Source organism: Streptosporangium sp. G12 (assembly GCF_052983175.1).
Map to the genome: position 1 here is coordinate 36,813 of NZ_JBRIQO010000047.1, position 13,729 is coordinate 50,541.

General features: G+C 71.3%; 12 protein-coding genes, 1 tRNA gene and 1 pseudogene. 6 read left to right on the forward strand and 8 right to left on the reverse strand.

Annotated elements, in window-relative coordinates:
* Positions 1–41: 41 nt before the first annotated feature.
* Both ACVCAG_RS43340 and ACVCAG_RS43345 read right to left on the reverse strand, forming a co-directional pair.
* The gene (locus ACVCAG_RS43340; protein ID WP_440089271.1) at positions 42–1,232 is read right to left on the reverse strand and encodes an NAD(P)-binding protein; all 1,191 of its coding nucleotides are present in this window, start codon (positions 1,230–1,232) and stop codon (positions 42–44) included.
* A 65-nt stretch (positions 1,233–1,297) separates the two neighbouring features.
* The gene (locus ACVCAG_RS43345; RefSeq protein WP_440089273.1) at positions 1,298–2,182 is read right to left on the reverse strand and encodes an RNA polymerase sigma-70 factor; all 885 of its coding nucleotides are present in this window, start codon (positions 2,180–2,182) and stop codon (positions 1,298–1,300) included.
* Positions 2,183–2,291: 109 nt separating this feature from the next.
* On the opposite strand from ACVCAG_RS43345, the gene ACVCAG_RS43350 reads away from it, so the two are divergent.
* On the forward strand, positions 2,292–3,722 hold the full coding sequence (locus tag ACVCAG_RS43350; RefSeq protein ID WP_440089274.1) for an MFS transporter: 1,431 nt from the start codon (positions 2,292–2,294) through the stop codon (positions 3,720–3,722).
* 19 nt (positions 3,723–3,741) lie between these two features.
* Positions 3,742–3,814 (forward strand) — tRNA-Ala (locus ACVCAG_RS43355).
* A gap of 338 nt (positions 3,815–4,152) precedes the next feature.
* Here the strand turns inward: ACVCAG_RS43355 and ACVCAG_RS43360 are convergent.
* Positions 4,153–4,650, reverse strand: a complete 498-nt coding sequence (locus ACVCAG_RS43360; RefSeq protein ID WP_440089276.1) for a hypothetical protein — start codon at positions 4,648–4,650, stop codon at positions 4,153–4,155.
* A gap of 223 nt (positions 4,651–4,873) precedes the next feature.
* Between ACVCAG_RS43360 and ACVCAG_RS43365 the strand changes: the two genes are divergently transcribed.
* The 3 genes from ACVCAG_RS43365 to ACVCAG_RS43375 all read left to right on the forward strand — a co-directional run bounded on the left by ACVCAG_RS43365 (position 4,874) and on the right by ACVCAG_RS43375 (position 6,573).
* A complete protein-coding gene (locus ACVCAG_RS43365; protein WP_440089277.1) occupies positions 4,874–5,791 on the forward strand; it encodes a YegS/Rv2252/BmrU family lipid kinase in 918 nt (305 codons plus the stop codon).
* A gap of 177 nt (positions 5,792–5,968) precedes the next feature.
* Entirely contained in the window at positions 5,969–6,139 is a 171-nt protein-coding gene (locus ACVCAG_RS43370; RefSeq protein ID WP_440089279.1) for a hypothetical protein, read from the forward strand.
* Positions 6,136–6,573, forward strand: coding sequence for an SRPBCC family protein (locus ACVCAG_RS43375; RefSeq protein ID WP_440089280.1), 438 nt, complete (start codon positions 6,136–6,138; stop codon positions 6,571–6,573). Before ACVCAG_RS43370 ends, ACVCAG_RS43375 begins: the two co-directional genes overlap by 4 nt.
* 103 nt (positions 6,574–6,676) lie before the next feature.
* Here ACVCAG_RS43375 and ACVCAG_RS43380 read toward each other — a convergent pair whose 3' ends face one another.
* The gene (locus ACVCAG_RS43380; protein WP_440089282.1) at positions 6,677–7,498 is read right to left on the reverse strand and encodes a MerR family transcriptional regulator; all 822 of its coding nucleotides are present in this window, start codon (positions 7,496–7,498) and stop codon (positions 6,677–6,679) included.
* A gap of 266 nt (positions 7,499–7,764) precedes the next feature.
* Between ACVCAG_RS43380 and ACVCAG_RS43385 the strand changes: the two genes are divergently transcribed.
* On the forward strand, positions 7,765–8,598 hold the full coding sequence (locus tag ACVCAG_RS43385; protein ID WP_440089283.1) for an SCO6745 family protein: 834 nt from the start codon (positions 7,765–7,767) through the stop codon (positions 8,596–8,598).
* A gap of 78 nt (positions 8,599–8,676) precedes the next feature.
* Here the strand turns inward: ACVCAG_RS43385 and ACVCAG_RS43390 are convergent, their stop codons facing one another.
* The 4 genes and pseudogenes from ACVCAG_RS43390 to ACVCAG_RS43405 all read right to left on the reverse strand — a co-directional run.
* Complete coding sequence (locus ACVCAG_RS43390) at positions 8,677–9,924, reverse strand: serpin family protein (RefSeq protein ID WP_440089284.1); 1,248 nt, start codon at positions 9,922–9,924, stop codon at positions 8,677–8,679.
* A gap of 73 nt (positions 9,925–9,997) precedes the next feature.
* Positions 9,998–10,633, reverse strand: coding sequence for a hypothetical protein (locus ACVCAG_RS43395; RefSeq protein ID WP_440089286.1), 636 nt, complete (start codon positions 10,631–10,633; stop codon positions 9,998–10,000).
* A gap of 58 nt (positions 10,634–10,691) precedes the next feature.
* Positions 10,692–12,077, reverse strand: a complete 1,386-nt coding sequence (locus ACVCAG_RS43400; protein ID WP_440089288.1) for a selenium-binding protein SBP56-related protein — start codon at positions 12,075–12,077, stop codon at positions 10,692–10,694.
* 643 nt (positions 12,078–12,720) lie between these two features.
* Positions 12,721–13,729 (reverse strand): annotated as a pseudogene (locus ACVCAG_RS43405) (hypothetical protein); the annotation flags it as partial.

Sequence of the window (13,729 nt, forward strand, 5' to 3'; positions counted from 1 at the left end):
TCCCGGTGAACGGCCGGTCGGCCGACCGGCCGGTCACGCGGTCACGCGGTCAGGCGCGGCTTCGAGCGGCCCGCCCCGGAGACGGCCCGCAGGGCGGCCTCCGCCGCGATCAGGGCGCTGTGCGAGGAGACCTCGCTGAGCAGGCCGGGAGCCGCCACCGCGTCACCGATCAGCCAGACGCCGTCCCCCCGGTCGATCGCGGGCCGATCCCGCCAGGTGGCCCCCGGCAGGTCCAGGGCGCCGGTGCGGCCGTTGCACATGGCCTCCCGCCGCCAGGTCGTCCGCTCCCGCCAGCCGGGAAGCCCGAGATCGGCCACCCGCTCCGCCCTGGAGATCGCCTCCGCCTTCGTCTCACCCGGCCTGACCGGCATCTGCAGCTGGCAGAGGCTGTGCCCGTCCGGGGCGAGCGAGGGGTCCGGCAGGCTGTACCGCTCCATGAAGCCTCCCTCGTCCAGGTCGGAGACGAGGAAGAGGTCGCCGGCGCTCGCGCGGACGCCGAGGTCGAGCAGGACGGCCTTACCGCTCTCCCAGCGCAGCGACTCGTCGCCGAGCAGTGTCCTGGCGGCGTCTAGCGAGGTCGCCACGATCACGGGGGCGCCCTCGGGCAGGCGGTCCACCCGCGAACCGGTCTCGATCCGCACGCCCAGGCCGCGCGCGTGGACGGCCATCCGGTCGATCACCTGCCCCCAGCCGCCGGTGACGTAGCGCGGGGCCGGATACCTCGGCGCGGTCGCCCGCAGCACCCGCTCCCAGACGAACGCCGCCGACAGCCGCCCGGGGTCCGCGTCATAGGTGATCACCCCGACCAGCCCGGCGGCGGCCCGCATGCCCTCCTCGCCGAGATGGCGGGTGGCCCAGGTTCCGAAGTCCTCGTCCACCGGTGCCCGCAGCCGCCGCCTGGCGAGCGCCTTCGCCAGCGACCAGGGCGGCATGCCCGACAGCCGGCCGCCGTGGCGGAACCTGCTCCTGGCGAGCATGCCCGGCGTGAGCCTGGTGTACGGCCGGACCAGCCCTCTGGCCGCCAGCCAGCGCCATGGCTCGCCGTCGGAGTAGAAGACGTGGGTGCCCTCGTTGGCGACGTACGGCGCGGTGGTGCTGCGGGCCCGGCCGCCCGGCTCCCGGTGCGCCTCGCGGAGGGTGACCCGTGCGCCGCCCTCGGCGCACGCGATGGCCGCGGTGAGGCCGGCGAGCCCGCCGCCGACGATGCTGATCTGTCGCGTCTCTCGTGTCATGCCCGTACGACGGATCGAAGAACGCCGTTCGTGACATCCCCGCCCGGTCTTCCCCGAGGGGAACGTCAGAGATGGGAGAGCTTCTCCGGGTTCGTCACCAGGAAGATGGTCCTGATCAGGCCGTCCTCGACGACCAGGGAGAACACCGTGACCGGCCGGCCGTCCGCGGTCACCACCACGGCCGGCCCGCCGTTCACCTCCGCGACCTCCACGCCGAAGCCGGAGACCGGTTCGGCGCCGATGCTCTCCATGAAGGCCCGCGGGCGGCCCCCGGACGTGATCGAGGACAGGAAACGCGCCACCCTGCCCGCGCCGACGATGGTCCGCAGCGGGGCCTTCGCCCTGCCGCCGCTGTCGCTGACCAGCGACACGTCCTCGGCGAGCATCGCGGTCAGCGCCCCCAGGTCACCGCCCGCGGCCGCCTCGGCGAACCGCTCGGTGAGCCTGCGCCGCAGCCCCCGGTCCACCTCGAACCTCGGTCTGCCCTCCTGGACGTGCTCCCTGCCGCGCCGGGCGAGCTGCCGGGTCGCCGCCTCGCTGCGCTCGATCATCTCGCCGATCTCCGCGTACGGCATGCCGAACGCCTCCCGTAGCACGAACACCGCGCGCTCCAGCGGGGACAGGGTCTCCAGCACCACGAGGAGCGCCAGCTCCACCGAGTCGGCCAGCTCGGCGTGCTCGGCCACGTCCGGGGTGACGATCAGCTCCGGCAGCCACGACCCGACGTAGGCCTCACGCCGGGCCCTCACCCGCCGCAGCCGGTCGATGGAGAGTCGCGTCACGACCTTGACCAGGTACGCCCGGTCGTCCTCCACCCGGGAGACGTCCACCGCCGACCAGCGCAGCCACGCCTCCTGGACGACGTCCTCGGCGTCGGTCACGCTGCCCAGGATCCGGTAGGCGACCCCGGTGAGCAGGTCGCGGTGCTCTTCGAAACGCTCAACGGCCATAGGGAGACAGACGTATCACGGCACCCCGATGTGACACGACCCGGTAAACGGTTGTTTACAGCGACCCTCTACCATGCGAGGGCGGAAGTCGACAGCGGAGGAGCGGGCAGTGACGGGAACGACCCTCGCCGAACCGGGCGCCACGCGGCAGGGCAGGAGCCTCTGGCTGACCCTGGTGGCGCTCTCCATGGCCGGGATGGTCGTGTCCGTCCAGCAGACCGTGGTCATCCCGCTGCTGCCCCGGCTGATGGTCACCTTCGGCGCGTCGGTGGCCGAGGTCACCTGGGTCTTCACCGCCTCGCTGCTCGCCGCCGCGGTGGCCACGCCACTGCTGTCGCGCCTCGGCGACATGTACGGCAAGAAGCGGATGATCCTGTTCACCGTCGGCCTGCTCGTCCTGGGCTCGGTGGTCTGCGCGCTGTCCGACACCCTCCCCGTGCTGATCGCCGGGCGAGCTCTGCAGGGGGCGTCGGCCGCGCTGATCCCGCTGGCCATCGGCATGATCAAGGACGGTTTCCCGCCCGCCAGGGTGATGACGGCCATCGGGGTGGTCAGCGCCACCATGGGCGTCGGCGGCAGCCTCGGCATGATCGTCACCGGCCTGATCGCCGACCGCACCCCCAGCCACCACCCGGTCTTCTGGATCACCGCGGGACTCGCGGCGTCCGCGGTCGTCCTCATCGCGCTCAGCGCCCACGACGGCGGGGTCGGCGCCGGCGGCCGCCCCGACCTCGTCGGCGCGGCGCTGCTGTCGGTCTGGCTCGTCTGCCTGCTGCTGGCGATCTCCAAGGGCAACGACTGGGGCTGGGGCTCGGGAACCGTCGTCGGGCTGTTCGCGGGCGCGATCCTGTTCTGCGCCGCGTGGGTCTTCAGCCAGATGCGGCTCCGGGCGCCGATGATCCGGCTGCACCTGCTCGTCGGCCGCCGGTCCCTGCCGGCCAACCTGGCCTCGATGCTCCTGGGCTTCGCCATGTTCGGCTCCTTCACCCTGATCTCCAGCTTCATCCAGACGCCTCCGTCCGCCGGGTACGGCTTCGGCGGGTCGGTCCTCGACGTCGGCATCTACGCCCTGCCCAGCACCGTGACCATGCTGCTCGCCTCCTTCATGGCGGGCCGCCTCTCCACCCGGCTCGGCCCCGCCTACTCCCTCGCCCTCGGCGCGGGCCTGTGCGCGGCCGGATTCGGCTGGTTCACCGTCTTCAACGACTCGGTGCTCCATCTGATCGGCTCCAACGCCGTGCAGGGACTGGGATTCGGCATCGGCTACGCCGCGCTGGGGGCGCTCGCCGTGCAGCACGTGCCCATGGACCAGAGCGGCATCGCCAGCGGCATCAACTCCCTGGTCCGCTCCATCGGCGGCAGCGTCTCCGGGGCCGCGACCTCGGCCCTCCTCACCTCCGTCACCATCGCCGGGACCTCCGTCCCCTCCCGCGACGCGTACGTGATCTCCTTCGGCGTCATCACCGCGAGCGCCGTGGGCTCCGCCGCCGTCGCGCTCGTGACCGGAATGAAGGCGCGAGGACTGTCCCGAGTCGGTTAGGATTTCATCTGCATCGCAAGGGGCTATGGCGCAGCTGGTAGCGCGCCTCCATGGCATGGAGGAGGTCTGGGGTTCGAATCCCCATAGCTCCACTTCGGTGACTGGGGTCCGCTGTTCGCAGGCATAGCCTGCTTCCCGCGGGCCCCTTCGTCGTTCACACGGGGGGGCGACCCCCCGGGCCCCCCGGTGTGGGGGCTTCGCCCCCACGCCCCCCGCTTCGCTTCGCTCAGGGGCTTGGTCTCGCCGGTTGGGCGGCTTCGGAACCCTGCGATCTCCTGGATCGTGAATCCAGTACGTCGGCCGTGTCCCGTATCTCACGGGTGACAGAACCGCCGACAGGCATCTCATCCGTCTGGAGCGATCCGGCCGGACGGTGATCCTGCCGGTACAGGGCGGAGCGGTGGGCAGGATCCACCGCCCGGGGGTCGGGTCAGTCGTCGGAGGCGACGATGACGGTCAGGGAGTCCTCGTCCCGGTCGATCAGGACGAGTTCGTGGAACTCGCCGAGAATCCATCCCAGGTCGTCGTCGCGGGCCGCCTCGTCGAGGTCGCGGAGGCGGTAGCGGGAGGTGGCCGCGCGGATCAGCGGGTAGACCTCGGCCTCCAGGTCGTGGGCGATCGTCTCGGGGAGGTCGGCGTACCTGCCTGCCCAGGTGCGGATCGTGGCGCAGGCGGACTCCTGGTCGACCTCCTCGAACGAGGCGGCGGAGAGCGCGTCGAGGCGGTAGGGGCCGTGCACCGGCCCGCCGTCCTTCCACGAGTCGGATCCCAGGTAGTCGTCCCGGTACAGCTGGTGGGAGAGCAGCTCGGTGAGCAGCGGTTCGTCGTCCTGCGGGGTGGCGAGGCGGAAGTGCTTCACATCCACCCAGCGGTAGGTCCCGTCCTTGAAGTTGACCAGGGTGGTCGAGGCGAACGCCAGTTGCTCCATAGGTGTGACGATAGTGACTCCTGGGATCTGTTCCTCACCGATTGGCCGAACTGGGAGAGCGCTCGGTAAACGGAGGAAACGGGGCGCGAGCTGGGCGCGCGCGGTGCGGACCCCCGTTCCCGGAGCGGGGGTGCGACGTTTGCCGCTCCGGGGTGAGGGCAGCCGTCGAGGTATCCGACGCGGTGCTGTTCGACGTATCCGACGCGGTGTTACAGGAGGTCAGATGCTGCCCCGGAAGCAGAAGGTCGGCACGGTCGCGGTGATCGCCCACCAGAAGAAGACGTTCGGCGGAGGGCTGGACGAGCTGCGCAGGCTCCTCGCCGACGAGGGGGTCGGCAAGCTGCTCTGGTACGAGGTGCCCAAGAGCAAGAAGGCGCCGAAGAAGGCGAAGAAGGCGCTGGAGGAAGGGGCGGACCTGGTTCTGGTGTGGGGTGGCGACGGCATGGTGCAGCGCTGCGTGGACACGCTCGCGGGCTCCGGTGTCACGGTCGGCATCCTTCCCGCGGGGACGGCGAACCTCTTCGCGCAGAATCTAGGCATTCCCGAGGATCTGCCCAAGGCTGTGCACATCGCCTTCCACGGCGAGAGCCGGAAGCTGGACCTCGGCAAGGTCAACGGGGAGCACTTCGCCGTCATGGCCGGGGTCGGATTCGACGCGGCGATGATCGAGGACGCCGACCGGGGGCTGAAGGACCGCCTGGGGCGCGTGGCGTACGTCTGGACGGGGCTGCGCCACGTCCGGGGGGAGCTCGTGCAGATGGAGGTCAAGATCGACGGTGTGACGTGGTTCGAGGGTGAGGCGAGCTGCCTGCTGCTGGGCAACGTCGGCACCATCACCGGTGGCATCGAGGCGTTCGACGACGCGCGTCCCGACGACGGGTGGCTGGAGATCGGCGTGACCACCGCCGAGGGGCCGATCCAGTGGGCCCGCGTGCTCGGCCGGATGAGCGTGGGACGGTCCGACGAGTCGCCGTTCGTCCGGATGTCCCGGGCGCGCAAGGTGAGCGCCACGTTCGCCACCCCCATGACCTACGAACTGGACGGCGGCGCCAAGGGCACCGTCACCGAACTCAAGGCCAAGGTCGTGCCCGGCGGCATCACCATTCGTGTTCCCGACGCCACCGGCTCCGACCAGGCGTGATCCCGGCCCGCCGGCTCTGGCCGGCCGTGATCGCGGGTCACCGCGCACGGCCGGTACGCCGGGTGCGGGCACGGCCGCCGGGCCGACCACGAAAACCCCTTTTAGTTAACATTCGTGACAAATATGGATTGGATATGGTTTGTCGACTAATTTCGCTTGATAGAAAAGAGCAGGTCGATGGCCGGTGATCGCTGGACCGAGGCCGACGTTCCCGGCCGGTCGCGGCGGGGCGTGCCCGCCATCGGCGCCGGCACCGGTCCCGGTCCGGAGACCGCCCGGGCGCCCGCCGTCCAGGCCCGCCCGCGGGCGAGGTTCGAGCGGCTGACAGGGATCGTGTACGGCCGGTGATCGAGGTGAGGGCGTCGATCGACATAGACCGTCCCGCGGCCGAGATATGGCGGATCGTCGCCGACTTCGGTCAGGATCCCCGGTGGCGTGCGGGTGTGACCACGATGGCGCCCGACCCGCCGGGTCTCGTCGTCCCGGGCACCACCACCGACGAGGCCATGCGTTTCGCCGGACGCGGCTTCTACATCAGCGGCCTGGTGACCTCGGTGGTGCCCGGCAGGGAGTTCCTCTGGCAGGGGACGTCGGGGATAGACGTCGGGGGCGGCAGGTCGGTCGTGCCCCTGAGCGACGACCGGTGCCGGGTGACCGTGTGGTTCCGGCTCAAGCTCCCCGGCCTGCTGCGCCTGCGCGCTCCCATGCTCGAACGCATGCTCAGGCGCAGGCTCCAGCAGAACGTCCGCCGCCTCGGCGACCTGGTCACCACGGACGCGTGACGTCGTCCGCGGGTGGTGACCGCCCCCGCGTTCGTCGTTCGTGGTCACCGCGGCGAGCGCGTTCGTGCGGACGCGGCCCGTGGCGTCTTCGCCCGCCTGGTCGTCACACCCGCGTGACCGTCATCTGCAGTTCGGTCACCCAGTTGTCGTGGTCGCCCTCGGGACAGTCGATGGAGACCTCCCTGGCCAGCCCGACACCGCGGTAGCCGTGCTCGTCGATCCAGTGGGCCAGCGTCTGGAACGTCGGTCCCACCTGCTCCATCGGACCGCGGTGGATGATCGTGGCGGCCTGCTCGACCTTCGGCAGGTCCACGACCGCGAAGTCGTACCCGTCGCTCGTCTCCGCGGCGACCTCCAGCCCGGCGCGCACGGTCACCCGGCCGTCGGCCTCGGCCTCGTAGCGGGCGATGCCGTATCCGGTGATCTTCACCCCGGCGGCGTCGACGCGCCGGCACAGGTCGGCGAAGAGCGGCTGGATGACGGGGCCGATGTCCTCGCCGTCGTAGCTGGCCGCGACGGCGGTGAGCTCCGCCACGCGCGTCGAGGGGATCGACTTGAGAAGAACCTCTTCGGGGTGCATGTGGCCTTCCTTGGTGATCGTCGTGAGCCGTACCTCCACCCGGACGAGCCGGGCCGTGTCCGCCGCGATCCGTTCCTCCAGCTCGGCACGACGCAGCCGCAGCATCCCGTACAGCTCCGCGGCGTCGACCCGCTCGTCCAGGATCGAACCGATCTGGCGCAGGGTGAGACCGAGGTCCTTCAGGGCGATGACGCGGTTGAGTCGCGACAACTGGTCGGCCCGGTAGAAGCGGTGTCCGCTGGCCGGGTCGACATGGGCGGGCCTGAGCAGGCCGATCGCGTCGTAGTGGCGCAACATGCGCACCGACACCTGGCCGAGCTGGGAGAACTCTCCGATACTGAACATGGTGCTTCCAGGTATAGGGGCTGACACCGTGTCAGCCGCAACCTCCGGACCTCGCCTCCGCCGGGTCACCCCCGTGCGCTCCGGCTCGCGCCCCGTGACGAACATCCGTCCCGTCACCGCGACCAGGTGTCGTCGTTGACTGCTACTGGCGGGTAGGAATAGGTTTTCAGATACCAACTGGTCGGTTCGAAGGGAACATCGGCTTCGCCCGGCGCGAGACCGGAGACCCCGGCCGCCGGCCGTTCCGTTGACTCCCCGGAGGCGTGATGACCGACGTCCAGCTGGCCCGTCAATCCTGGCGCCGCCTGGAGCCCGTCCACGGAATGATCTACTTCGTGCCCGAGGCCACCGAGCGCTACGCCGCGCTCGGCCTCGACAGCCGGGCGGGCTACTTCGCCTCCCGCGCCGCGGCCTTCGGCACGGCCTCCGCCGAGCTGGTCATCGCGACCTTCTACAACTTCCACCCCGCCCTCGTACGGCGCGCGCTTCCCGCCGCGTGGCAGGTCACGACGCCGGAGAAGCTGCTCGCGGCCCGTCTCGAAGCCGCCGGAGCAGCCCTGCGCCGGGCCGGTATCCACGAGATCGACACCCTCGCCGAGACGACGGAACTGGCCGTCCGCGCCGCGGAGAGGGCCTGCGAGCACCCCCAGGGGCGCCCGCTGTTCGCCGCGCACGCCGCGCTGCCCTGGCCCTCGGAGCCGCTCCTGCGGCTCTGGCACGCCCAGACGCTGCTTCGCGAGTTCCGGGGTGACGGGCACGTCGCGACGCTGCTCACCGAGGGCGTCGGCCCGCTGGACGCGCTGGTCCTGCACGCCGCGACCGGGCACGTCCCCACGGTGTTCCTCAAGTTCAGCCGCGACTGGCCCGAGGAGGAGTGGACCGCGGCCGAGGAGAGGCTGCGCGGGCGCGGCCTGCTGTCCGGTGACGGGCTCACCGAGGAGGGCGCGGCGCTCAGGCAGCGGATCGAGGACCGCACCGACGAGCTGGCGCTGCCCGCGTACGCCGCGCTCTCCGACGACGAGCTGGCCCGCCTGGCCGAGCTCGCGCGCACCTTCGGCCGGGCCGTGGTGGACAACGGCCTGCTCACCCTCTCCGGCTGAGCCCGCCGGGACCGGGGTCTTCGCGGCCTTCGCCGGGCGGCCGGGCCTTCGCGGTCACCTCTCGCCGGGCGGCCCGGCTCAGTTCCTCGTGGACGGGTCGCCGACCTGGCCGATGAACAGCGGGGTCAGCGTCGGCCGGTGGACGATCGCGAAGGCGAACGGGTGGTCGGCGCGGACCTCGGCCTCCGGCGGGGGCGGGCCCGACACGGTGAACGCGAGGCCGGTGACGGCGGCGGCCTCGGTACCCCACTCGTCCACGGCGATGTTGGCGCGATGGATCGCCTGGTCGAGACGGGCCCCGTCGGTGATCCCCGAGTAGTCGTTCCCCCGCAGCCCCAGCTTCGCGAGCGGTTCGGCCAGGTCCAGGCTCGTGGAGAAGTCCCATCGGGGCATGGCGAGCCGCACCGGCCGCTCCGCGAGCCCGGTGGCCACCTCCGCCATCACGGCGGGGGAGAGCAGGTCGGCGGGGGAGCCGCCCGCTCGCGGTACGAGGACCCACATGGCCAGCTCGTCTCCGGCGTAGTGCAGCTCCACGGCCTGCCAGCCGGACCCCGCCGCGTAGGGGAGGAAACCGTCGTGGCGCATCAGGGCCGTGCGTGTCGTCGTACCGTCGGCGCGGGTGAAGGTGGCGCCCTCCTCCGGCGGGTCGGTGAACGGCGTCGTCCAGTCGGCCTTGAGGTAGACGGCGTTGGCGATGACCAGTTTGGTCCTCGCGGGCAGGTTGTCGAACACCTTCCTGATCCGCCCGGCCGTCCGTTCCTCGGCCCAGGCGTCGATGACCTCGGTGGCGTTCCCGGCGAAGTCCACCTGGCGCACGCCCGTGCCGTACTGCGCCGCGAGCGTACGGAGGAACTCGGGCTTGACGCTCAGTCCCTCCTGGGTGAACAACTCGTTGGCGATGCCCACGGTCGGCGGCTCGGGGGTGCGCTCCTGGGCGTCCCGTTCCGCGTCCGGCTCGGTGCGGGGAGGCGGGTCGTCGGTCGTGACGATCTGCCGGGTGAGCGTGTTGAGAGAGGTGTGCGGCCCCTCGGAGGGGAAGCCGAAGACCGCGTCGAGTTCGGTGGCGGTGGCTCCGGTGGCCCCCGCCCTCGCCAGGCCGAAGGCGTAACCGATGCTCAGAGGCGACAGGACGGTGTTGGCCCCGGGTTTCGCGGTCGCGGCGAACAGGGCGTGCCCGAAGGAGGTCAGACCGCGTACGGTCTCCGCGACCGGGGGGTCCTTCGGGACCTCCCGCTTCACCCCCTTCGCGGTGATCGCGCTGGACTCGGTCATGGCACACGCCGAAAGGGCGGCGACGGCCAGCAGTGCGGGTAACAGTCGGCGCATGCTCCTGAGACGTACGCCGCCACCGGGCGGTTCACCCGGTTCGCGCGGCGTCCGGTTCGCCCGACGGGCGGCATCAGGTGAGCGCGGCGAAGGCGCCCGCCCCGATGAGGGCGACGGCCCAGGCGAGATCGAGGTTGAACCACGCCTTGCGGAGCACCGCCACGCCCAGCCGCTCGTAGACGACCAGGGCCAGCACGGTGGTCGTCACCAGCATGGCCATCGTGTGCACCCCGGTCGCCAGCAGGCTCTGCGAGGCCAGCGCGGCGGCGTCGTGGCCACCGTGGCTCCCATGTCCGCCGTGCCCGCCGTGCCCGCCGTGCAGGGTGACCGGGAGCACCATCAGCCCGGCTCCGTGGGCGGTGGCCATCAGGAACGACCACCCGGCCAGCTGCCACTTCGTCACCTTCATGCCGACCCAGCGGGGATGGCGCCGCCTCAGCAGCCGCCAGAGGCCGAACCCGCACACCACGGCCGCCACGCCGTACGAGACCGCTTTGGGCGGGGCGGCCAGCCGGGCCACCGACACCAGCCCGAGCGTGACCAGCACCGAGCCCGCGTGGCCGAGCACGATGGGCGGCAGCGCGCGCAGCACCCCGTCGCGAGAGCGCTCCTGCAGTCCGAGCGCGACCGCGAAGAGCCAGCCCATGGCCGGGTTCAGGCCGTGGAAGGCACCGAGCCCGGCCAGGATGAGCAGGGGCATCAGATCCATCGGGCACACCTTGGAAAGAGTGGGAAGGTGGCGGTGGCCGGTGGGCCCTCGGCCGGGGTCACGGGAAGCAGTAGGAGTCGGAGGAGGAGTCGCCGCCCTGCAGGCGGACCTGGTGCGCGCGCCGGCCGTCGGAGGCGAAGTCGACGAAGAAACCCGGATCGAGGGCGATCGAACCGTCGTCGGCGACGTCCACCTTCGCCATCCAGCCCGAGATGCCGTCGGGGTAGAAGACGTCGTCCCAGGAGCGGTAGAGCGAGTTGGTGAAATAGACGCGCCGTCCGTCCCTGCTGGCCTCGACCATCTGCGGCCCCCCGTTCAGCGTCCGGCCCGGAGCGGCCGGGTGACCGCCGCGTCCGGCGATCCCGCCGATCCGGACCGAGCCGGTCTCGCGCGGCGCGAACGGGTCGGAGACGTCGTACGCCTTGAGCTCGCCGGTGCCCCAGGCGGAGACGAGCAGGATCCGGTCGTCGAGGGTCAGCGAGATGTCGCTGACCAGCGGCGGTACCGCGCCGAACTGCTTGAGCGGCTCGGGCAGCAGGTCGGGGTCGGCGGGCTCGGCCGGGATCGTGATCGTCTTGCGGGCCTTCCAGACGCCGTTCTCCAGGTACCAGGTGAAGATGTTGGCCGACAGGTCCTCGACGTTGATCACGCTGTTGACGAAGCCGTAGGTCTTGGTCGGGTCGTGGGCGGGCCGGAGCTCCAGGGCCATCTGGTGCTGGTCGCCCAGGTCGATCTCCTGGAGGTGCCTGCGCTTGGCCAGGTCCCAGACGTGCAGTTTGTGACCGTACTGCCGGCCGACCAGAAGCTCCAGCGAGGGCCCCGGCTCGATCTGGTTGGGCGTTCCCCACTCGCTGGTGATCATCGTGTCGTGTCCGAGGTGCCACCAGAAGTCGTAGTGCAGCCGCTGCGAACCCCGGTCGGCCTCCCAGCGGCCCTTGGGTTCGAAGGTGTCGTGGTCGAGCGTGAACACACCGCCGGGCGCGTCGCCGTCCACGTTGCCGAGCGCGCTGACGTAGATGGCGTCGGTGCCGCAGTGGACGGTGTGCGGGCGGCTGTACCCGGTCTTCTCGAAGATCGTCTCTGGCTCGATCGTCTTGACGAGCTTGGGGGACCAGGGATCGTCCTTGACGTCGAAAATGTAGATCCTGCTGGACCTCAGACCGGGAAGGACCAGGTAGCGCCGCTCCACGTGTGGATGTGGCGCGTACGGGCACAGTGCCGCGCTGCACACGTTCCAGCCGAAGTGGTGGAGCTCGTCGCCGGGGACGGACATGTCGTGCACGTCGGCGATCGACCCGTTCGACAGGTCGATCGTGGCGAGCCCGTCGGGCCGGTCGTCACCGGTCGTGGCGAGTAACGCGACGTAGGCGAGCTCCTCCTTCGGGGCAGCCATGGCCTCGCGGGCCGACGGGTAGAAGGTGGGGTCAGGCTGGATGAGCGCCACGGTGAACTCCTGAACTCGTAGCCGGAACCGGTATCCAACTAATCATGTAGGAAAACTTTCTGTTGTCCAGGGGTCATGTTGCGTGACCGGCGTGGACGGAGGTTGGGGGCAGAGATATGGACGGAGGTATGGATGGGGAGGCGCGCGTCCGGCTGCTCGGTTTCACCGTTTCGCGGGCCGGTGAACGCGAGAGGCGGCTCGCGTGGTCGTGAAATCCGTATTAGAAGATTTCGGACAGAGAGCCTCGGACAGAGAGCCTGGGACAGGCGAAGAGGTGCGGGGCGTAATGCCCCGCACCTCTCCGTATTTCAGTTGACGGCCACCTGCCCCGCACGGCCGTTCCCGAGTTTTACTTTCCCGGTCCTATGGACCTTCGGAGTAAACCGCCGGGCCGGGGCGCGTCAATCGACCTGTTTCCACGAGGCCCCTGGAAAACCTCAGCAGGCCCTCACCGCCGTGCAGATACCCGGAGGAGTAGCCCAGGTGAACGGGGCGCTGACAACAATCGGCGCCCTGACAATCGGCGCCCTGACAATGTGGGCGGAGACGACCGGGTAACTGACGACCTGGGTACCGGCTGTCGTCCCCCCACTAGGGCCTTGCGGTCCGATGGGACCCTGCGGTCCGACCGGGCCTTGAGGTCCTATGGGTCCTGCCGGTCCTGCGGGTCCTTCAGGTCCTGCGGGTCCTTCGGGTCCGGGTGCGCCGTCGGCGCCTGCCGGTCCTGCGGGTCCTTCAGGTCCTGCGGGTCCTTCGGGTCCGGGTGCGCCGTCGGCGCCTGCCGGTCCTGCGGGTCCTTCAGGTCCTGCGGGTCCTTCGGGTCCGGGTGCGCCGTCGGCGCCTGCCGGTCCTGCGGGCCCCTCAGGTCCTGCGGGTCCTTCGGGCCCCTCGGGTCCTTCAGGTCCTGCGGGTCCTTCGGGCCCCTCGGGTCCTTCAGGTCCTGCGGGTCCTTCGGGCCCCTCGGGTCCTTCAGGTCCAGCGGGTCCTTCAGGTCCTGCGGGTCCCTCGGGTCCGGGTGCGCCGTCGGCGCCTGCCGGTCCTGCCGGTCCTTCAGGTCCTGCGGGTCCCTCGGGTCCGGGTGCGCCGTCGGCGCCTGCGGGTCCTGCGGGTCCCTCGGGTCCGGGTGCGCCGTCGGCGCCTGCCGGTCCTGCCGGTCCCTCAGGTCCTGCGGGTCCTTCAGGTCCGGGTGCGCCGTCGGCGCCTGCCGGTCCTGCCGGTCCTTCAGGTCCTGCGGGTCCCTCGGGTCCGGGTGCGCCGTCGGCGCCTGCGGGTCCTGCGGGTCCCTCGGGTCCGGGTGCGCCGTCGGCGCCTGCGGGTCCTGCGGGTCCCTCGGGTCCGGGTGCGCCGTCGGCGCCTGCGGGTCCTGCGGGTCCCTCGGGTCCGGGTGCGCCGTCGGCGCCTGCGGGTCCTGCGGGTCCCTCGGGTCCGGGTGCGCCGTCGGCGCCTGCCGGTCCTGCCGGTCCCTCAGGTCCTGCGGGTCCTTCAGGTCCGGGTGCGCCGTCGGCGCCTGCCGGTCCTGCCGGTCCCTCAGGTCCTGCGGGTCCCTCGGGTCCGGGTGCGCCGTCGGCGCCTGCCGGTCCTGCCGGTCCCTCAGGTCCTGCGGGTCCTTCAGGTCCGGGTGCGCCGTCGGCGCCTGCCGGTCCTGCCGGTCC